The 18,080-nt window shown below is 63.0% G+C and carries 21 protein-coding genes; 8 read left to right on the top strand and 13 right to left on the bottom strand.

What is annotated here, in order from left to right; all coding sequences use genetic code 11:
• The first annotated feature begins 7 nt into the window (after nucleotides 1-7).
• Together rpsT and dnaA are read left to right on the top strand one after the other, a co-directional pair.
• Nucleotides 8-271: a 30S ribosomal protein S20 gene (gene rpsT, locus LZ538_RS11565; protein ID WP_249832154.1), complete on the top strand. Its 264-nt coding sequence runs from the start codon at nucleotides 8-10 to the stop codon at nucleotides 269-271.
• A gap of 395 nt (nucleotides 272-666) precedes the next feature.
• Nucleotides 667-2,037 (top strand): chromosomal replication initiator protein DnaA, encoded by a 1,371-nt coding sequence (dnaA, locus tag LZ538_RS11560; protein ID WP_249832153.1) that lies wholly within the window; start codon nucleotides 667-669, stop codon nucleotides 2,035-2,037.
• A 96-nt stretch (nucleotides 2,038-2,133) separates the two neighbouring features.
• Here the strand turns inward: dnaA and LZ538_RS11555 are convergent, their stop codons facing one another.
• The 4 genes from LZ538_RS11555 to secB form a co-directional block, all read right to left on the bottom strand.
• On the bottom strand, nucleotides 2,134-2,853 hold the full coding sequence (locus tag LZ538_RS11555; RefSeq protein ID WP_249832152.1) for a DUF4136 domain-containing protein: 720 nt from the start codon (nucleotides 2,851-2,853) through the stop codon (nucleotides 2,134-2,136).
• Between the two features lie 82 nt (nucleotides 2,854-2,935).
• Nucleotides 2,936-3,928: a tryptophan--tRNA ligase gene (gene trpS / locus LZ538_RS11550; protein ID WP_249832224.1), complete on the bottom strand. Its 993-nt coding sequence runs from the start codon at nucleotides 3,926-3,928 to the stop codon at nucleotides 2,936-2,938.
• A 7-nt stretch (nucleotides 3,929-3,935) separates the two neighbouring features.
• Nucleotides 3,936-5,495 carry a murein biosynthesis integral membrane protein MurJ gene (gene murJ / locus LZ538_RS11545; RefSeq protein WP_249832151.1) on the bottom strand — a complete coding sequence of 520 codons (1,560 nt, stop codon included), beginning with the start codon at nucleotides 5,493-5,495 and terminating at the stop codon, nucleotides 3,936-3,938.
• Between the two features lie 22 nt (nucleotides 5,496-5,517).
• Nucleotides 5,518-6,057: a protein-export chaperone SecB gene (gene secB, locus LZ538_RS11540; protein ID WP_249832150.1), complete on the bottom strand. Its 540-nt coding sequence runs from the start codon at nucleotides 6,055-6,057 to the stop codon at nucleotides 5,518-5,520.
• A 183-nt stretch (nucleotides 6,058-6,240) separates the two neighbouring features.
• Here secB and LZ538_RS11535 point away from each other — a divergent pair, with 183 nt between their 5' ends.
• The 4 genes from LZ538_RS11535 (at nucleotide 6,241) to LZ538_RS11520 (ending at nucleotide 10,327) form a co-directional block, all read left to right on the top strand.
• Nucleotides 6,241-6,894 (top strand): Tim44/TimA family putative adaptor protein, encoded by a 654-nt coding sequence (locus LZ538_RS11535; RefSeq protein WP_249832149.1) that lies wholly within the window; start codon nucleotides 6,241-6,243, stop codon nucleotides 6,892-6,894.
• Nucleotides 6,895-7,178: 284 nt separating this feature from the next.
• Nucleotides 7,179-8,087: a murein transglycosylase A gene (mltA, locus tag LZ538_RS11530; protein ID WP_347402767.1), complete on the top strand. Its 909-nt coding sequence runs from the start codon at nucleotides 7,179-7,181 to the stop codon at nucleotides 8,085-8,087.
• Nucleotides 8,068-8,595 carry a Smr/MutS family protein gene (locus LZ538_RS11525; RefSeq protein ID WP_347402766.1) on the top strand — a complete coding sequence of 176 codons (528 nt, stop codon included), beginning with the start codon at nucleotides 8,068-8,070 and terminating at the stop codon, nucleotides 8,593-8,595. Before mltA ends, LZ538_RS11525 begins: the two co-directional genes overlap by 20 nt.
• A 100-nt stretch (nucleotides 8,596-8,695) precedes the next feature.
• Complete coding sequence (locus tag LZ538_RS11520; RefSeq protein WP_249832148.1) at nucleotides 8,696-10,327, top strand: putative bifunctional diguanylate cyclase/phosphodiesterase; 1,632 nt, start codon at nucleotides 8,696-8,698, stop codon at nucleotides 10,325-10,327.
• A gap of 42 nt (nucleotides 10,328-10,369) precedes the next feature.
• Here the strand turns inward: LZ538_RS11520 and LZ538_RS11515 are convergent, their stop codons facing one another.
• Entirely contained in the window at nucleotides 10,370-10,606 is a 237-nt protein-coding gene (locus LZ538_RS11515; RefSeq protein WP_249832147.1) for a WGxxGxxG family protein, read from the bottom strand.
• Between the two features lie 55 nt (nucleotides 10,607-10,661).
• Entirely contained in the window at nucleotides 10,662-11,792 is a 1,131-nt protein-coding gene (gene dapE / locus LZ538_RS11510) for a succinyl-diaminopimelate desuccinylase (protein ID WP_249832146.1), read from the bottom strand.
• Nucleotides 11,793-11,819: 27 nt separating this feature from the next.
• Between dapE and LZ538_RS11505 the strand changes: the two genes are divergently transcribed.
• Nucleotides 11,820-12,287: a cupin domain-containing protein gene (locus tag LZ538_RS11505; protein ID WP_249832145.1), complete on the top strand. Its 468-nt coding sequence runs from the start codon at nucleotides 11,820-11,822 to the stop codon at nucleotides 12,285-12,287.
• On the opposite strand, the gene LZ538_RS11500 is transcribed toward LZ538_RS11505, so the two are convergent.
• The 7 genes from LZ538_RS11500 to LZ538_RS11470 all read right to left on the bottom strand — a co-directional run bounded on the left by LZ538_RS11500 (nucleotide 12,284) and on the right by LZ538_RS11470 (nucleotide 16,409).
• On the bottom strand, nucleotides 12,284-12,952 hold the full coding sequence (locus LZ538_RS11500; protein WP_249832144.1) for a glutathione S-transferase family protein: 669 nt from the start codon (nucleotides 12,950-12,952) through the stop codon (nucleotides 12,284-12,286). The genes LZ538_RS11505 and LZ538_RS11500 overlap by 4 nt on opposite strands.
• A gap of 10 nt (nucleotides 12,953-12,962) precedes the next feature.
• Nucleotides 12,963-13,607, bottom strand: coding sequence for a ribosome biogenesis GTP-binding protein YihA/YsxC (gene yihA / locus LZ538_RS11495; RefSeq protein ID WP_249832143.1), 645 nt, complete (start codon nucleotides 13,605-13,607; stop codon nucleotides 12,963-12,965).
• Nucleotides 13,604-15,310, bottom strand: coding sequence for a membrane protein insertase YidC (yidC, locus tag LZ538_RS11490; protein ID WP_249832142.1), 1,707 nt, complete (start codon nucleotides 15,308-15,310; stop codon nucleotides 13,604-13,606). Before yidC ends, yihA begins: the two co-directional genes overlap by 4 nt.
• Before the next feature lie 8 nt (nucleotides 15,311-15,318).
• On the bottom strand, nucleotides 15,319-15,531 hold the full coding sequence (gene yidD, locus LZ538_RS11485) for a membrane protein insertion efficiency factor YidD (RefSeq protein WP_249832141.1): 213 nt from the start codon (nucleotides 15,529-15,531) through the stop codon (nucleotides 15,319-15,321).
• Nucleotides 15,528-15,848 carry a ribonuclease P protein component gene (rnpA, locus tag LZ538_RS11480; RefSeq protein ID WP_249832221.1) on the bottom strand — a complete coding sequence of 107 codons (321 nt, stop codon included), beginning with the start codon at nucleotides 15,846-15,848 and terminating at the stop codon, nucleotides 15,528-15,530. Before rnpA ends, yidD begins: the two co-directional genes overlap by 4 nt.
• Nucleotides 15,849-15,853: 5 nt before the next feature.
• Nucleotides 15,854-15,988, bottom strand: a complete 135-nt coding sequence (gene rpmH, locus LZ538_RS11475) for a 50S ribosomal protein L34 (RefSeq protein ID WP_192589922.1) — start codon at nucleotides 15,986-15,988, stop codon at nucleotides 15,854-15,856.
• An 88-nt stretch (nucleotides 15,989-16,076) separates the two neighbouring features.
• The gene (locus LZ538_RS11470; RefSeq protein ID WP_249832140.1) at nucleotides 16,077-16,409 is read right to left on the bottom strand and encodes a PGPGW domain-containing protein; all 333 of its coding nucleotides are present in this window, start codon (nucleotides 16,407-16,409) and stop codon (nucleotides 16,077-16,079) included.
• A gap of 129 nt (nucleotides 16,410-16,538) precedes the next feature.
• On the opposite strand from LZ538_RS11470, the gene LZ538_RS11465 reads away from it, so the two are divergent.
• A complete protein-coding gene (locus LZ538_RS11465) occupies nucleotides 16,539-18,047 on the top strand; it encodes a YifB family Mg chelatase-like AAA ATPase (protein ID WP_249832139.1) in 1,509 nt (502 codons plus the stop codon).
• The last annotated feature ends 33 nt before the right edge of the window (nucleotides 18,048-18,080 follow it).

The raw sequence follows: 18,080 nt of genomic DNA, 5'->3' as shown, positions 1-18,080 counted from the left end.
GAATATCATGGCGAACACGCCGCAGGCCAAGAAGCGCATTCGTCGCAACGCCACCCGCGCCACGATCAACCATTCGCGCATCAGCCGCGTCCGCACCTTCATCAAGGCCGTCGAGTCGGCGATTGCGGCGGGCAAGAAGGCGGAAGCCGCCGAGGCGCTGAAGCAAGTTCAGCCAGAGATGGCGCGCGGAGTCGCTCGCGGGGTTATCCACAAAAACACGGCCGCGCGGAAATTTTCCCGTTTGTCCAAGAGGGTTGCTTCTCTCGGCTAAAGACAGCCGCGAAGTCGGGTCTAATGCGAGCCGCCGGGCGACCGGCGGCTCGTCCCGTATCGGGACCGTAAAAAAAATGCAGCAATTCCGGCGATTCGCGCAATAGTTAACGGCAAAATAACCATGAAAATGGCGGTTTGAAGCCATTTTTGCGCACTTTCGGCGCGATTCCTATGTCAAGACGCATTATTTCACTTGGATGAAAAAACGGCACTTGAAAGCTGCCGCATACAATCTCAAAAACAACGTTCCAGGCGCGAATCCGCGCCGGGGGCAAGAGAGAAAAGAAACCTCGGGCGCGCGACTCGTTCGCGGGCAACAGGAACCTTTTGTCTCGGCTGGGGGCTGTTCGAGGGAGGCGCGTGCCAGTGCAGGGCGGAGGGACGAATTCGTCTATGGAGGTCGCTGAGCCGGCAACGGTCGCGGCTCCCCTCGAGGCAGCTTGGGACTCGATCCGCATTGGACTGCGCAAGGATCTCGGGGCGCGAACCTTCGATGGATGGCTGAAGCCCGCCGAGCTCGGCGCCTTTGAGCCGGACAGCGGGACGCTCGATGTTGTCATGCCGAGCCAGTTCATGGCCGACTGGGTGCGTTCGCACTTCGGTGAGCGTCTCGGGCTTGCCTGGAAGACGGTCCTCCCGATTGTTCGTGACGTGCGCGTGATTGCCGCGGCGGACGCACCACGCCCGGCTCCGTTGTTGATTCTAGAAGAAGGGCCGGCGCCGTCGGAGCGGGATCCGAATACACCCAACTTCGATCCTCGCTATCGGTTCGAGACTTTTGTGGTGGGCAAGGCGAACGAAGTCGCCGCAACCGCCGCCCGGACTTTGGCCACGTCCCAGACGGTCAGCTTCAATCCGTTGTTCATCCACGGTGGCACGGGGCGCGGCAAGACTCACCTGCTTCACGCCATCGGTCACGCTTTCCTGGCTCAAAACCGCGGATCGCGCGTGGTGTCGATGTCGGCCGAAAAGTTCATGGTCGAGTTCATTCGCGCGCTGAAGGAAAACGATACCATCGGTTTCAAGCAGCGCCTTCGCAACGCGGACCTGCTGCTCATCGACGATGTCCAGTTCATCGCCGGCAAGGATTCTACTCAGGAAGAATTTTTCCACACTATGAACGAGATCATCACCGCCGGCCGGCGCCTGGTGATCACGTCCGACCGCGCGCCGCAGGACCTCGACGGCATCGCACCGCGCATCCTGTCGCGCCTCTCCTGGGGCCTCGTCGCCGACATCAATGCCGCGGATTACGAGCTTCGCTTCAACATCATCGTATCCAAGCTGGAGACGCTTCCGGGCGTCGAAATGCCGCGCAATGTCATCGATTTCCTTGCGCGGCGAGTGACCTCGTCGGTCCGTGAGCTCGAAGGTGCGCTCAATCGCATCGGCGCCTATGCGATGATGACCGGGCGCACGATCGACGTAGCGTTCGTCGAGGAAGTGCTGGCCAACGTCCTTCGCGCGAACCAGCGGCGGATCTCGATCGACGAGATCCAGACACAGGTCGCGGAGCATTATCGGATCCGGAAAGCCGAGATGACCTCGGCGCGGCGCGCGCGGGAGGTGGCGCGCCCGCGCCAGGTCGCCATGTACCTGTCCAAGCAGCTGACGCCGAAGTCGCTGCCGGACATCGGTCGGCGCTTCGGCGGGCGGGATCACACCACGGTGATCCATGCGGTGCGCCAGATTGAGAAGTTGCGGGCAAGCGATGCCGAGCTGGATGCCGACATTCGGCTGCTGACACGCCAGCTCGAAGGCTGAGATCACAATTTCCAGGCGTCCCGAGCGCCGGAAAAAGAGGCCCGCCCGAACCTGCTTCGGACGGGCCTCGTCTTTTTCGTATCGCGAAGGCGCCGATTAGTTCTTTCGTGCCGGGACCGTGATCTTCACCGTCTCGCCGTTCTTTCCCGGAAATCCGGTGAACATGGCCGTGACGAGGTTCGGCACGAGTTTCTCAAGCTCGTCGGTCTGAGATCGTGCCTGCGCGTGGCCTTCGAACAGTTGCGCGTTGTCGGCGCGGCGCACGATGTCCATGTCGAGGAAGCTCTTGTAAACCGTATATTCGCGGATCCGGTCATACCCATACGGGCCGTAACCGGCATAAGGAGAGGCATACCAGAACGGATCGTTCCAGCCGTAATAGAAGGGGCTGCGGCCCCAGCTCGACCAATAAGGGCGGCCATAATAAACGCCCCAGCGCGGATCGAAGAAGGGATCGCGCCAGCCATAACCGTAGGAACCCCAACCGTAGCGCGAGCCGCCCATGTACGGCTGATCCACATATTCCTTGCGGCCCTCGTCGACGCCATAATCCAGTTTGACGAGCATGTCGGCGACGCTTGGTGCACCGGCCGGGCGATAACCCTGCGCCTGCAGCTGCTGCGAGACCATCGACGCATAATGATAGAATTCGGGCGTTGCCGGCCCTTGGTCGGAGACGACGTAGAACGTCTGGCCAAGCGGAATGCTTGCCGCCTGATAGCGTGAGACCTTGGTGTTCAGTCCGGTGGCGCAGCCGGAGACGCCGACCGCGGCGACACCGAGCGCGAGCGCGGTTGCGAGTTTTTTGATACGCATGGTTCAGTCCCCTGGAACTCGGGATAAACGGTTGAAGATCTTCCGTTTATTGCACAATTAGCGCTGAACCGTCGATGAAGCGTTATTTTAGCCCGACAGCCCGATATGCTTCCGCAAGGGTGGGTGCCGCCAGCTCACGAGCCCGTTCGGCGCCACTCAGCAATATCCGGTCGAGCTCGTCAGGATCGCGGCGGAATTCCTCGAGCCTCGAGCGGAGCGGACCAAGGAGCGAGATGAGCGCGTCGGCGAGCGCCGGCTTGAACTCTCCGAAGCCCTGGCCCGCGAAGCGCGCCAGCACTTGTTCGACCGTTTCGCCGGTCACCGCGCCGTAGATGCCGACGAGGTTCTTCGTTTCGGGCCTCGGCTCGAGAAGAGTTGGATCTTCCGGAAGCGGGTCCGGGTCAGTCTTCGCCTTGCGAACCTTCTGAGCGATAGCGTCGTCGTCGTCCGTTAGATGTATGCGGCTCATCTCCGACGGGTCCGACTTCGACATCTTCGATCGGCCGTCTCGAAGGCTCATTATGCGGGCCGCGGCACCGCCGCCAATGAACGGTTCGGGCGGGGTGAAGAGGTCGACATCGAAGTCGGTATTGAACTTGAGCGCGATGTCGCGGGTGAGCTCGATATGCTGCTTCTGATCCTCGCCGACAGGCACGTGCGTTGCACGATAGAGCAAGATATCGGCCGCCTGGAGCACCGGATAGTCAAACAGGGCGACAGACGCGCCTTCCCGATTCTTGCCGGCTTTGTCCTTCCATTGCGTCATCCGGTTCAGCCAGCCCATGCGGGCGGTTCCATTGAGGATCCAGCACAGCTCGGCGTGTTCCGGGACAGCGCTTTGCGCGAAGAGAATCGATTTCGAAGGATCGATACCGCTCGCGAAAAGGGCGGCCGCCATTTCGCGAATGCTGGAGCGCCGGACATCAGGCTCGATATATTCGGACAATGAGTGAAGATCGGCGAGGAAATAGAGGCACTCAGCCTCGTCCTGCATCCGAACCCAGCGGAGGATCGCGCCGAGAAGGTTTCCGAGGTGCAAGTCGCCGGTAGGCTGGATCCCTGAGACCACGCGCATGCTTGCATCAGCCGGCATCGGTATATGGCCTCCGCCGCTTGAACAGGGCTTTGAGTTCTTCGCGATCAGTTCCGCCGAGAATCCAGACGAGGGGGAAATATACGGCCATTCCCCCGCCCACGAGCGCCACGACCCCGATGAGGCGCTTGCCCGGGGACGCGCTGAACCAGTCGCCTACTACGAGCTTAATTGCGTAGAGCGCTGCCGCCATGCCTAGGCAGGCGATCATCTGCCGAGCGACGCGCGAAGCGAGCCAGCGGGGGATCCGGAAATGCCCGCGTCGGTGCAGGATGACGTAGAGCATCAGGCAGTTGAGCCATGAGCAAATCGCGATTGCAGAAGCCAGTCCGGCAATCCCGAAGGGCGGGATCAGCAGGAAGTTGAGCACCACCGTGGCGACGAGCACGATGCAGGCGATCTTGACCGGGGTCGCAGTGTCCTGCCGCGAGTAGAAGCCCGGGGTCAGAACTTTCACGAGCACATAAGCAGGAAGACCCAGGACGACGATGGACAGGGTAACCGCCGTGAGATGCGCATCCTCAGGAGTAAACCGCCCGCCCTGGAACAGCGCGGACACCAGGGGACCCGCACTGACCGCCAGCGCGAGTGCCGCGGGCAGGCAGAGCAGCATGGCAAGCTCGGCCGCCTGGCTCTGCACGTGGGCGGCTTTGTCGGGCTCGTTCGCTCCGACGTGCTTGCTGATTTGGGGAAGAATGGCCGTGCCCAGCGCTGCTCCGATCACCCCAAGGGGAAGCTGGTTCAGACGATCCGCATAGTTGAAGTAGCTGAGCGATCCGGTGCCGATGCGAGCGAGGAAGAAAGTGTCGATGAACGCGCTGATCTGATAGACGCCCGCGCCGAGCGTCGCCGGGATGACCACGCGGACGAACTGCCTGACACCCGGGGTCATCCTGGGCTTGCGCAGCTTGAGCACGATCCCAGCGCGTTTGCATGCGCCAAGAAGAAGGAACAGCTGCAGCACGCCACCGGCGGTGACGGCGGCGGACAAGGCCACGGCTGTCGTGGTCCCGCCGACCGGGACGACGATGAGAGCGGTGAGCATCGCGAGGTTAAGCAGGGCAGGGGCGAAGGCGGCGGCCGTGAAGCGCGCAATGCTGTTGAGGATGCCCGAGAACAGCGAGACGAGGCTGATCAACAGCAGGTACGGGAACGTGATCCGCGTAAGGAAGCTGGCAAGCGCCAGTTTCTCGCCGTGATAGCCCGAGATCAGGAACACGAACGGTCCCATTATGATCTCGAAAACGATGGTGAACAGGATCAACGTAGGGACGAAGACGGCCAGGATCTCCTCGGAGAAGTTTTTCGCCTCCGTCTCGCCATTCTGACCCTGAAGTCTCTGCGCATAGAGCGGCACGAACCCCGCCGAGAACGCGCCCTCGCCGAACAGCCGACGAAAGGTATTGGGCAGGCGGAAGGCGACGAAGAAGGCATCTGCCTGCCAACTCGCACCCATCACGCGAGACATCAGCATCTCGCGCGCGAATCCGGCGATGCGGCTCACAAGCGTGAGGCCGCCGATCGTGCCGGTCGCCTTGAAGAGGTTCATGCGCCCGCTTCGGCCGGTTTCGTCAGGCTTGCTGCGGGCCTTCGGTCGCGGGCAGTTCGCCCGAACCGTTGCCGCCGTTCCCTTCGGCCCCACGCTGCGCGGCTTCGACCTGCGCGACATAAGCTCCGGCGAAGTCGATCGGATCGAGCAGCAGCGGCGGGAATCCGGAATTGGAGACCGCGTCGGCGACGATCTGGCGAGCGAACGGGAAGACCAATCTCGGCGCTTCAACCAGCAGGATCGGGGCCAGCGCTTCGTCCGGCAGCCCACGGATGCCGAAAAGCCCCGCGTAGCTGAGATCCACGACGAAATGTACGCCGTTCTCCGACTTTGCGGTCACGTCGATCTTGAGCGCCACTTCGTGCACGTCGTCCGCGACCTTATCGACGTTGATGTGGAACTGGACGTCGAGGCTCGGCTGCGCCTGCCACTGGAAGACTTGCGGCGCGCTCGGATTCTCGACCGACAAATCCTTGATATACTGGGCGAGTACGGAAAACTGTGCGCCATCCGCCGGGGCGGCTGCGCCATTGCCGCCGGTGTTCGGATCCTGGTCCGCCATTAATGCTGTCCTTGCAAAACGTTGAGCTGTCGTGGAAGCCGCTGGTGAAGCGGCGTTACGCGGCCCGGCGACTAGCAGTCGCGGAAATGGGGCGCAATGCCGCCTCATGCGTTACCCCAGTGTTGGAATCTTTACGAGTGGCGCATTATGTTGTCAGGCAACTTGGACCAGGATTGAAACAGCTTGACCGTTATCGTCATCCTTGCGCTCGTCGCGCTATTCATTGGGCTTCGGCTCTACAGCGTTCTCGGGGAGCGCACCGGGCATGAGCAGCAGCCTATCTTGAGGCCGGCTGACACCGATGGCCGTGTCGAGACTCGACCCGCGCAACCCGCGGCGCCGGCCGCCCCAAGCATGGATGCCGGCGACATGGCGTTTCTCCCGACCGCCGGACCGGGCGTCAGGGCATTGCTTGCTGCCGACCCGAGCTTCGACGTCGCCAAGTTCCTCGAAGGTGCTTCAGCGGCATATCGCATTATCCTCGAGGCATTCTGGAGGGGCGACGCTGCCGCACTCCGCCCGTTCGTCGATGATCATGTGTATGAGACATTTGCCGGTGCGATCGAGCAGCGCTCGAAGGACGGGCTTGTCCTCGACAATCGCCTGGTCGCGATGGACCAGGTCGTGATCGCCGAGGCGGCAATCGAGCGGCAGGCAGCGGTCGTCACGGTACGTTTTGAAGCGGACATTGCAGCGGTGACCCGCAACAGCGACAACGAGGTCGTTGCGGGCTCGTTGAGCGATGCCGTTCAGACCCGAGACCTTTGGACTTTCCGTCGCGACATTTCCTCGCGCGATCCGAATTGGCTGCTGATCGAGACCGACGAGGAAGAGTGAGATTCGTTGCGCGGGCGCTGACGCTCGCTTCCCTTGCGACATTGGCCGCTTGCGCGACGCAACCCACTCCCGCGCCGGCACCTCCGCCGCCCGCGCCCGCGCCCAAACCAACTCCTGCGCCTGTTCCGACGCCATCGCCTGCGCCCCCGACGACGGCGCCTAACGCGCGCGCTGCAGGAGTCGCTATCGGCCAGCCCAAGCTGCTCAAGGCGGAGGACGCGGTGAGAGCGCTCCAGGCATTCCGTACGAGTTGCTCCGCGCTGACCCGCAGGCAAGACTCATCCTTGCTGACCCAGCCCGCGGACTGGAGCGCCGTGTGCCGCGAGGCAGCCACCCTGCAGCCGGAGTATGCGCCGGGTTTCTTCTTCTACCGTTTCGACTGGGTGCAAGTGGCTAACGGCCAGGCCTTTGCCACGGGCTATTACATCCCCGAGACAGCCGGCTCTCGAACGGCAGGGGCCGGATATACGATACCGATTTATCGGACTCCGCCGGACCTGGTGCGCTGCACCCGCGCGGACGGGTCGACCGGCCGCGGCAGACTCGATGCGAGCGGCGTTTGCGTGCCCTACTACACACGTGCCGAGATCGATGACGGTGCGCTTGCCAACAAGGGCTTGGAAATCGGCTGGGCAGCGGACCCGGTCGACCTTTTTTTCATTGAGATCCAGGGTTCCGGCGAGCTGAGGCTTCCCGACGGGACCGTCATGCGGATCGGTTACGACAATCAAAACGGCCGCGAATATGTCGCGATCGGCCGCCTGCTTCGTGAGCGCGGCGTCCTGCCTCCCGGCGGAGCCAACATGCAGGCGATAAAGGATTGGATCCGTGCCAATCCCGACGAGGGACGGGCGCTCATGCGCGAAAACCTCTCCTACATCTTCTTCAAGGAGCTGCCAGGCCCGCCACTCGGATCGCTCGGGCTTCCGATCACTCCGCGCGGCACCGTGGCGGCGGATCCAAAGTTCATTCCGCTTGGGGCTCCGGTCCTCCTCACCATGGACCGTCCAGAGGCGACAGGGCTCTGGATTGCTCAGGATGTCGGCGGTGCCATCAAAGGCCCTAATCGCTTCGATACTTATTGGGGCGCCGGTGACGACGCCACGCGAATCGCTGGCGGAATGTCGGCGTCGGGCCAAGCACTCATCCTGCTGCCCAAGGGCGTCGCTGCCCGTGCGCTCGCTCAACCCTGAAGAGGCGTCACTGTGGGCACGGGTGACGGCGAGCATCAGGCCGCTGTCCCGGGACGCGCCGGAGCGCGAGGCTCCAGCCGAAAGGGCGATTCCGGCCTCCGCGACCGCGAAGCGAATCCCGCCCTTACGGCCAACAGCAATCGAAAAGTCGACGCCGCGTCCGCATGCATCCGCGACTCTGGACGGTAGCTGGGACAAACGGCTCCGGTCCGGCTCGGTCGAGCCCGATCGCACAGTGGATCTGCACGGGATGACGTTGGATCGGGCCTGGCAAACCATCGACGCCCAACTGGACCGCGCAATCCGGCAAGGCGACCGATTGATGCTGCTCATCACCGGGCATCACCGGCCTGGACATCCGCCCGTCGCGCGCGGGCGCATCCGCGCTGCCGTGCACGATTGGCTCGCAGCGTCGCGCCATGCGTCGCACATCGCCGCCGTTCGCGACGCGCATCGCCGTCATGGCGGGGGCGGCAGCCTTTATATCGTTCTTCGTCGCGCACGCTGACGGTTTGTTAACCCCGATCCCGTACCGCGGGCGGGTAGGGGCGCGATATTTGATGAAAGCCGGGACGGCCCAACAGCTCAGCAACGCGATTTTGTCGTGTATGGCAGGGTTTGCGTCCTTCGTCTTTTCGCTGGGCGCACTGCTCTACGTCACGGAGTTTGACGAAAAGCTTCTCGCTGCGATTGTCGCCGGCGCTTTCTGCCTGCTGGTCAGCTACATTGCCTCCGAGCGCCCCAATAGCGAGAGCGCACGAGCCCTTTCGGCGTTGAGCGAGCGTCTGATGGCGGTCGAAGCCGGCGACCTGGTTTCACCGGCGCCTGCACCCCTGCGGCGCGCTATGCCGGTCCTCGCGTCCGCGGTCGACACGCTTTTCGCTGAGGTCCGAGCTTCGATCGAGAATGCCCATGCGCTCGGCATGTACGACCCGGTGACGTCGCTTCCCAATCGCCTTCATTTCCGGTCCGAAGCCGACAAGCTTCTGAGTGAGCGCAAGCCCGATCAGCGCAGCGCGATGCTCTTCGTCGACCTGGATCGATTCAAGATGGTCAACGACAGCCTCGGCCACGCCCGGGGCGACCAGCTTCTGATCATGGTTGGCAACCGCCTGCGAGTCGTCGTCAACGCGGAGTTCGCGGGTAAGGCGAGCATGCGCCCATTGCTGGCCCGTCTCGCCGGCGACGAGTTCACAATCTTCTTCCCGGAAGCCGAACGCGCTCGCGTCGAGCGGATTGCACGACGCATCGCGCTGGAAATTGCGGAGCCTTTCGAGATCTCGTCGCATAGCGTCGACATCGGTGCTTCGATCGGCGTCGCCCTAGCGCCTGACCATGGAACCACCGTCGAGGCTCTCATGCGGTCTGCAGACGTCGCCATGTACCGCGCAAAATCCAACGGCGGCGGCCAACATTGTATCTTCAACAAGGAGCTTGCTGCCGAGCATCAAGAGAAACTGCAAACGGAGCTTGCGCTATCTCAAGCGGTGCAACGCGGCGAGTTCCTGCTCGCCTTCCAACCCCAGATGAGCCTGTTGACTGGAGAAGTGGCGGGAGCCGAAGCGCTCTTGCGCTGGAACCACCCGGTTGATGGAATGCGGCTTCCCTCGAGCTTCATCCCGGTTGCCGAGCGGAGCGGCATTATCGCCGAGATCGGTGACTGGGTTCTTGCGGAAATGGCAGCAACTCTAAGCGCCTGGAGCCGAGAGGGCTTCGATGGACGGATCGCAATAAATATCAGCCCGCGTCAGCTGGATCGTGCGGACTTTTTCGCAAAGCTTCGTTCAACCTTTGCGCAGGCGGATGTTCCGCTTTCCCTGGTGGAGCTCGAATTCACGGAGAGCGCCGCCATGGAAGCGAGCGACACCGTGCTCATTGAGATCGGCGCACTACGGCTCGATGGGGCTCGAATCGCACTAGATGATTTCGGGACGGGCTATTCCAATCTGGCGCGCCTGCGCACGATCCCCCTGGATCGGGTAAAGATCGATCCTTCCCTGATCTTGGGCATCGAAAGCTCCGAGAAGGCCCGGGTGATCCTGCAGGCGGTCATTCAGCTGATCAAGGGCATAGGCTGCGAAGTGGTGGCCGAAGCGGTGGAGACCGCAGCTCAAGCGGACATCCTGCGCGCAATGGGTTGCGACACCGTCCAGGGGTTCGTCTTCGCCCCTGCGATGTTCGAAGACGAATTCGTCAACTGGACGAGCAACGCTGTCCGAAGCTCGAAGTCGGTGGCCTAGTTGACGATGATGCTCGCGGCCGCTGCGACCGGCGATGAGCGCTTACTCAAAACTTGCCGGGTGGTAGCTATCTTCATCATGGCCTCGGTGGAGACCAGCGAGGCCTACTAGGCCAAGCAGCCCGATCAGGTTCCACAGATAGCTTGAGTCTACCTTGTTCCGCAGGCGTTCCTCGGTCTCGCTGCGAACTCCGCCGCGATCCTGCGCTGCCACCGACGAGGCGGGCGCGAGAAGCAGCAAAAGCACTACGGCGGCCTGGGCTCCGCGATGTTTGCGCATAGGGGTCCTCCTCCTGGACCTGTCCCCCTGCACCCCTATACACCCGATTGGCCGCCTAGCCCAAAGCCTTCCGAACGACGCGCTCGTAAATCCGCGCAAGCGCTTCGATATCTTCTACAGCCGCATGCTCGTCGAGCTTGTGCATTGATGCGTTCGGCAGGCCGAAGTCGACCACGGGGCAAAGCTGGATGAGAAACCGCCCGTCGGACGTCCCGCCGCTAGTCGACAGTTCGGGTTGGAGGCCGGTCTCCTCGCTTATGCTCTCCACAACGACGTCGAACAGCCTTCCGGGTGGCGTCAGGAATGCTTCGCCCGAGATTCGCGCCTTGACGACGGCGCCTGGGGCTTCTCGTTCGACCACCCCCTCCACCATTCGAACGAGCTCGGCCCCGGACTGGAGATTGTTGAAGCGGATGTTGAGCTGCGCGGTCGCCGAGCCCGGAATCACATTGCTCGCCTGAGTCGGGACGGAGATTGCCGTGAACTCGAGGTTTGAAGGAGGAAAGGCGTCATTGCCGTCGTCGAGATGAATGGCGTCCAGCGCCGACACGACGCGCGCGATCGCGGGGATCGGATTGGTTGCCCGGTGAGGATAGGCAACATGTCCCTGCACTCCGGGAATCTCGATCCACATGTTCACCGAGCCGCGGCGCCCGATCTTCACCGTGTCACCGAGGCGATCGACCGATGTCGGCTCACCGATCAAGATCACGTCGGGGCGGATTTGCCGCTCGTTCAGCCAATCGATGATGCGCGGCGTGCCGTAGGTCGCATAGCCTTCTTCATCTCCGGTGATCAGGAAGGAGATCGTGCCCTTGTCCTGCTCGACTCTCGACACGGCGGCCACGAAGGCGGCGATCGCGCTCTTCATGTCGTTCGCGCCGCGCCCAACCAGCACGCCGTTATCGATGTGGGCATCGAAGGGATCGCCGCTCCAGCCTTCGCCGGGCGGGACCACGTCTAGGTGGCCGGCAAAGCCGAAATGGGGTGATCCCGAACCTCGAGTGGCGACCATATTCTCCGTCGGGCCGTCCGGAGCCCCGCCCATCACCCATCGATGAATCGTGAAACCGAGCGCGGAAAGCGCGCTGTCCAACACGTCAAAGACCTCGCCGCGGGCGGGCGTGACGCTGGGGCAGTTGATTAAAGCGCGTGCGAGCGCAATGGGGTCGACGGGATCAGTCATAAGGGCGGCGTAGCAAAGGAGCATCCGATGCCCAAGGTCGACCTGGACGCAATCGAGCAGGTGAATAGAACGGGTTATCCGCCGCCGTTCGACGAGCAAGTCGGAGGCCGATGGTACAGGCGGCTCGCGCCGGCGACGGGACTGTCGGATTTCGGGGTGAGCCACGTCACGCTGAAGCCCGGTTCATGGTCTTCGCAACGCCACTGGCACAATGGCGAAGACGAGTTCCTCGTGATGCTCGATGGGGAGGCCGTGCTGGTCGAAGACGACGGCCGGACAGTGCTTCGCCCGGGCGACTGCGCCTCCTGGCCCAAAGGCAGCACGAACGGACATCACCTGATCAACGAGAGCGCGCATGACTGCACGTTCGTTGTCATCGGAGGCGGGACGAACACCGGCGGCGGCTATTCGGACATAGACCTGATCTTCACGCCTCAAGGCACCTATGCCCACCGGGACGGAACGCCTTACGGCGGCACGAAGCGGCCAGGCTAGGCGGCCTTGTCCGCCTCATATTGCTCGATGACCCAGGGCTCGTCCTGTGCCTTGTCGATCCATTCCATGACATGCGGATGCGAAAGCACGGCCTTCATGTAGACACCCGCGAACGACGGAACCGCGACGCCGTAGGTGATCAGGCGCGTGACCACGGGGGCGAACATCATGTCCGCCGCGCACCAATGGCCAAAGAGGTAGTCGCCCGTTCCGCCGAACCGCGCGCGAGCCTGCGCCCAAAGCTGGAGGATCCGGTCGATCTCTTCGCGGACCGGATCGCTCAGCTCTTTGGGAGAGAAGCTTCGGCGGACGTTCATGGGAAGCTCGCGCCGCAGGTTGGTGAAGCTGGAATGCATCTCGGCAGCCATTGATCGTGCCATGCCCCGGGCACTTTCTTCTTCAGGCCAATAGACGTCGCCGCCGACACGATCGGCAAGGAACTCTATGATCGCCAGACTGTCCCAGACGACGCACTCGCCGTCCCAGAGGATGGGAACCTTGCCTAGCGACGGCGCGAATTCGTCGCCCTCACGACGCTTTTCCCAGTCGGCGTCGAACATCGGCACGACCAGCTCCTCGAAGTCGAGGCCGGACTGCTTGCAGGCGAGCCAGCCGCGAAAGGACCAGCTGGAGTAAGCGCGATTGCCGATGATCAGCTTGAGCAAGATGGACTCCTTAGGCGGTGGCTGCTTCGAGAACAGCCGTCCGTAACTCGGCAATGCCGCTACCCGTTTCGCTCGACGTCGTGAAGATGAGCGGATGGGCTGCGGGATGCCGCGCTGCTTCGGCGCTCAGCGCGTCCAACGTCCTGGTCAGCTCGGTCGGCTTCACCTTGTCGCCTTTCGTGAGCACCAGATGGTAGCTGACCGCAGCATCGTCGAGCATCTTCATGATATCGCGATCGACGTCCTTGAGGCCGTGCCGGGAATCGATGAGGACGAGGGCACGCTTGAGGACGGCGCGACCGCGCAGATAGTCGTTCACTAGGAAACGCCAGCGCTTGACCATGTCCTTTGGCGCCTCGGCGAAACCATAGCCCGGCATATCCACGAGCCGGAACTGTAACGGGGTTCCCACATCGAAAAAGTTGAGCTCCTGGGTCCGTCCGGGCGTGTTCGACGTCCTGGCGAGAGTCTTGCGGTTTGTAAGCGCGTTGAGCAGCGAGCTCTTGCCGACGTTCGACCGGCCAGCGAAGGCAATCTCCGGCGCGGTCGGGTCCGGGAGGAACTGGAGCCCGGGCGCTGACTTCAGGAATTCAATCGGCCCGGCGAAAAGCTTTCGCGCACGCTCGGCCAGTTCCTCGTCAACCTCGCCGCTCATGTGTGGACCGGATGCGTATCCGACAGGTGCAAGCCGTACCTGCGGTATAGCCACCATTGCTGAGCAATCGTGAGGATGTTGTTCGTCATCCAGTAAAGCTGCAGTCCGGCCGCGAACGGCGCCATCACAAAAATCAGCACCCACGGCATGATCGCGAAAATCTGCGCCTGCGCCGAGTCCATCGGCTGCGGGTTCAGCTTCATCGACAGCCACTGGGTGGCTCCGACCATGATCGGCAGGACGCCGATCGCGAGAAATGCGGGCGGCGTGAATTGGAGCAGGCCGAACAGGTTGACCGGTGTGAGCGGATCGGGCGCCGAAAGGTCCCTGATCCAGGCGACGAAGGGCTGGTGCCGCATTTCGACGGAGACGAGCAGGACCTTGTAAAGCGCGTAGAAGACGGGGATCTGGAGGAGGAGGGGGAGGCATCCGGCCGCCGGGTTGATCTTCTCTTCCTGGTACAGCTTCAGGATTTCCTGCTGCTGACGCGCCTTGTCGTCTTTCCACCGCTCCTGAACGGCCTTCATCTTGGGCTGCAGCTTGCGCATCGCCGCCATCGACTGAAACTGCTTCTGGGCGATCGGAAACATGATCAGCCTTACGATCAGCGTCAGGCAGATGATCGCCACTCCGAAGTTCCCGACGGTGCGGAAGAGGAACATCAGCAGGTCGAAGATCGGCCGCATGAAGAATTCGAACCAGCCCCAGTCGATCGACTTGGAGATCTTCACGGTCCCGGCGTCTTCGTAACGGTCGAGCCAGGTCTTCTCCTTCGCGCCCGCGAATAGGTTGACCTTGGACGTGACGGTCTGGCCCTGCCCAAGAGTCGATGGCTGCAGCGCGTAATCGGCCTGGTAGCCGCCGCTCGGCGACCGCCGGAAATCCGCGGCCATTTGAGCGTCGACGGGGGCGAGTGCGGTCAGCCAGAAGTGATCGGTGAAGCCGAGCCAGCCTTTGACATTTGCAAAGCTCTGCGCTCCCTCGTCGAGGGTCTTGTAGTCGACGTCATAATCGGCCTTTTCGTCGAAGACGCTGATCGGACCGACGTGCATCGTCCAGCTGTCGCGGTCGTTCGATTTGCTTGCGCGGCTGACAAGTCCGATCGGGCGGACGATCACCGGATGACCAGATGCGTTGGTCGCCCGCTGCTCGACCGTGAAAAGATAGCCGTCATCGATGCTGATCCGCTGCTCATAGCGGACACCGCTGATCTCTGTGGTCAGCGTAACGGGCCGGCCGGGAGTGAGAACCTGATTACTCGCCGTCCAAACGGTATCGAGATTGGGCGCGGGCGCGCCTTCCACGGTCCAACCGAACGAGGCGATATAGGCGCCCGGCGCGCCGAGCGGTGACAGCAACCGGACGGGCGGCGAATTCTTCGCAATCGTCTGGCGCTGAGTCACGAGCGTGAGGTCGTCGATCTGTGCGCCCTTCAGGTTGATCGAGCCCTGCAGTGACGGAGTGACGATGCGAATTCGAGGCGTCGATGCGAGCACCACATTCCGAGCACGCATGGCCTTTGGCGCTGCCGCAGTCGGTTGGGGCTGTGCCGTCGGCTGGGAAACCGGCTGCTGCTTGCCGTTCTCTATCTTCGTACTCTGCGGCTGAGCGGTCGGGAAGAAGCGGTTGGCCGCCCAGCTCCATCCGAGCAGGACGAGCGCGCTCAGCACCACCGCGAGGATCATGTTCTTGCTGTCGTTCACTTAAATCCTCACGGTACGGGGTCGTAGCCTTGGCCGCCCCAGGGATGGCAACGCAGGATGCGCTTGAGCGCGAGCCAGCTGCCCCGGGCTGCGCCATAGCGTTCAATCGCTGTGATCGCATAGGCCGAGCAGCTCGGCTGATAACGACAACTTGGGGGGAGTATCTGTGACGGGCCGCGCTGCCAGCCGCGCGCAACCATTACGAGCAGCCGCGCGATCATTGCTGGCGCAGCCTGTCTAGCGCGCTCGTCAACTCGGCGCGCAGCTGCCCATAATCGCGCTCGATGCCTTTGGCGCGGCCGATCATCACATGGTCCGAACCAGGAAAGCCTCGCGCTGGAACAATTTCCCGGGCCAGAGCGCGGAAACGCCGTTTCATCCGGTTGCGGATGACGGCGCCGCCGATCTTCTTGGTGACCGTGAAGCCGACCCTCATCGCCTGGTCGGTGTCCTTGCGATCCCGCACCAGCAGGATGAAGCCGGGCGTGGACGCACGCTTGCCGCTATTGGCGGCAAGGAAATCGGCGCGCTTCTTGATCGTGCTTAGGCGCTGAGCTTCTTGCGGCCGCGGGCGCGGCGTGCGTTCAGGACCTTGCGGCCGCCGACCGTCGCCATGCGCGCGCGGAAGCCGTGCCGGCGCTTGCGGACGAGATTGCTCGGCTGAAAGGTGCGCTTCATCGCTCATGCCTCAAATTCTAAATGAAAAAGGGCCGCCAAATGAGGCAGCCGCTGTCGAGCGCGCCGATAGTCGAGCATGCGCGCGAAGTCAATTGCTCGAACCCTCCGATGGTAGTTCGACTTCCTCGCGTTCGGCCTTGCGGAGGGCTGCTCGCCGTTGGGCGCTCGGCCGCCTCAGCGCCCAGTCGGTCCATCGCCCGGCCTTGGGCTGCCAGCGCTTGAATTTCACATAGTGGCGCTTGGCCCACATGCTGGTCCTCAGGATCAGGGCCGCGCCAGGAGCAATGAAGAATACGCCGCCGGGGCCGGGCAGCGGAGCGACGATGATGCCGATGATGACGAGGACGACGCCCAGGGCAAACAGGCCCCATTCCACCCAGGGCTTGTCGAAGAATCTGCGCCACTGCTCCCGCCTCGTCATGCGACGCATTTGGTTGGCCGAGGCGTTTCGCGCAAGCGCCTTGCGGTTTGGCACTGCGCCGCGCTAGCGTGACGCCGCCGAGCTAGGGGGAACGCTGACTGCTGTTTCGTGTGCCGGGGACGGAGCCTGATGGCTGCGACCGTCGCCACTGTTGCGTATCTTGGGCTCGAGGCTCGCGCCGTCGAGGTCCAGGTCCAGCTTTCCGCCGGCCTTCCCGCTTTCATCATCGTAGGATTGCCCGACAAGGCCGTGGCCGAAAGCCGCGAGCGCGTTCGAGCGGCGCTGGCCGCGATCGGCCTAGCGCTGCCGCCCAAGCGGATCACCGTGAACCTCTCCCCGGCGGACTTGCCGAAGGAAGGTTCGCATTACGATTTGCCAATCGCCTTGTGCCTGCTTGCTGCCATTGGAGCAGCTGATGCCGAGGCGCTGGCGCAATATGTCGCGGTTGGCGAGCTCTGCCTCGACGGACGGATTGCAGCATCGCCGGGTGTGCTCCTCGCAGCCATTCACGCGTCCGCTCTGGAACGAGGTCTGATCTGCCCGGCCGCTCAGGGGAGCGAAGCGAGCTGGGCCGGTCAGCTCGACGTCATCGCTGCGCCCGACCTTCTCGCGCTGCTTGCGCATTTGAAGGGCACCGCACTTCTCCAATCCCCGCCGTCGCCTGAAGCGGAACCCGTGGACCACGGGCCCGACCTTCGACAGGTGAAAGGGCAGGAGGTTGCCAAGCGCGCTCTCGAGATCGCAGCGGCCGGCGGCCACAATTTGCTGATGAGCGGTCCGCCTGGCGCGGGCAAGTCTCTGCTCGCGGCCTGCCTTCCGGGCATCCTGCCGCCGCTGCAGCCCTCGGGAGCGCTCGAAGTGTCGATGGTTGCGTCGATCGCCGGTGACCTCAACGGCGGGAAGATCAGGCGGCGTCGACCGTTCCGGGCGCCGCACCATAGTGCCTCTATGCCCGCTCTTGTCGGCGGCGGCCTGCGCGTACGTCCGGGAGAGATCAGCCTCGCGCATCTCGGCGTCCTGTTCCTGGATGAGCTTCCGGAATTCCAGCGGGCCGTTCTGGATTCTCTTCGCCAGCCGCTCGAAACCGGCAATGTCAGCGTTGCCAGAGCAAATACCCACGTCACCTTCCCGGCGCGGGTACAGCTCATCGCTGCCATGAATCCCTGCCGGTGCGGCCACCTCGGCGATCCGGCTCTCGCATGTAGCCGGGCGCCGAGGTGCGCCGCCGATTATCAGGCGCGCGTTTCAGGGCCGCTTTTGGACCGGATCGACCTGCACGTGGAGGTACCCGGCGTTTCCGCTGCAGATCTCACTTTGCCTCCACCCGCAGAGGGAAGCGAACAGGTGGCGGACCGGGTTGCAGCCGCGCGGCAGGTTCAGGCCAACCGTTATAACGGCAATGGCGTACGCACGAACGCCGAGGCGAACGGCGAGTTATTGGATCGCGTCGCTACGCCTGACGATCCGGGGCGAAAGCTGCTCGCGGATGCGGCTGCTGCAATGAGATTATCGGCGCGCGGCTTTCATCGCGTGCTTCGCGTAGCGCGAACGATCGCCGACCTGGCCGGCACTGAGCAGGTCGGCCGAATCCATGTGGCCGAGGCGCTCAGCTACCGGCGCCAGGCACCGAGGAACTAATCGCGGTAATAAATTGCTGTAATAGAATATTAA

Source organism: Sphingomonas hankyongi (assembly GCF_023516575.1).
In the GTDB taxonomy this organism is placed as follows: Bacteria; Pseudomonadota; Alphaproteobacteria; order Sphingomonadales; family Sphingomonadaceae; genus Sphingomicrobium; species Sphingomicrobium hankyongi.
The sequence above is the reverse complement of the archived record's forward strand: the minus strand, read 5'-3'. Positions and strand labels throughout refer to the sequence as shown.

Coding starts and splice junctions, on each gene's coding strand:
- rpmH (WP_192589922.1), bottom strand. CDS start 15,988: ATGAAGCGCACCTTTCAGCCGAGCAATCTCGTCCGCAAGCGCCGGCAC.
- dapE (WP_249832146.1), bottom strand. CDS start 11,792: ATGACTGATCCCGTCGACCCCATTGCGCTCGCACGCGCTTTAATCAAC.
- LZ538_RS11520 (WP_249832148.1), top strand. CDS start 8,696: ATGGCAGGGTTTGCGTCCTTCGTCTTTTCGCTGGGCGCACTGCTCTAC.
- secB (WP_249832150.1), bottom strand. CDS start 6,057: ATGGCGGACCAGGATCCGAACACCGGCGGCAATGGCGCAGCCGCCCCG.
- LZ538_RS11470 (WP_249832140.1), bottom strand. CDS start 16,409: ATGACGAGGCGGGAGCAGTGGCGCAGATTCTTCGACAAGCCCTGGGTG.
- LZ538_RS11505 (WP_249832145.1), top strand. CDS start 11,820: ATGCCCAAGGTCGACCTGGACGCAATCGAGCAGGTGAATAGAACGGGT.
- yihA (WP_249832143.1), bottom strand. CDS start 13,607: ATGAGCGGCGAGGTTGACGAGGAACTGGCCGAGCGTGCGCGAAAGCTT.
- trpS (WP_249832224.1), bottom strand. CDS start 3,928: ATGCGCGTGGTCTCAGGGATCCAGCCTACCGGCGACTTGCACCTCGGA.
- LZ538_RS11515 (WP_249832147.1), bottom strand. CDS start 10,606: ATGCGCAAACATCGCGGAGCCCAGGCCGCCGTAGTGCTTTTGCTGCTT.
- LZ538_RS11555 (WP_249832152.1), bottom strand. CDS start 2,853: ATGCGTATCAAAAAACTCGCAACCGCGCTCGCGCTCGGTGTCGCCGCG.
- yidD (WP_249832141.1), bottom strand. CDS start 15,531: ATGATCGCGCGGCTGCTCGTAATGGTTGCGCGCGGCTGGCAGCGCGGC.
- LZ538_RS11465 (WP_249832139.1), top strand. CDS start 16,539: ATGGCTGCGACCGTCGCCACTGTTGCGTATCTTGGGCTCGAGGCTCGC.
- dnaA (WP_249832153.1), top strand. CDS start 667: ATGGAGGTCGCTGAGCCGGCAACGGTCGCGGCTCCCCTCGAGGCAGCT.
- rpsT (WP_249832154.1), top strand. CDS start 8: ATGGCGAACACGCCGCAGGCCAAGAAGCGCATTCGTCGCAACGCCACC.
- murJ (WP_249832151.1), bottom strand. CDS start 5,495: ATGAACCTCTTCAAGGCGACCGGCACGATCGGCGGCCTCACGCTTGTG.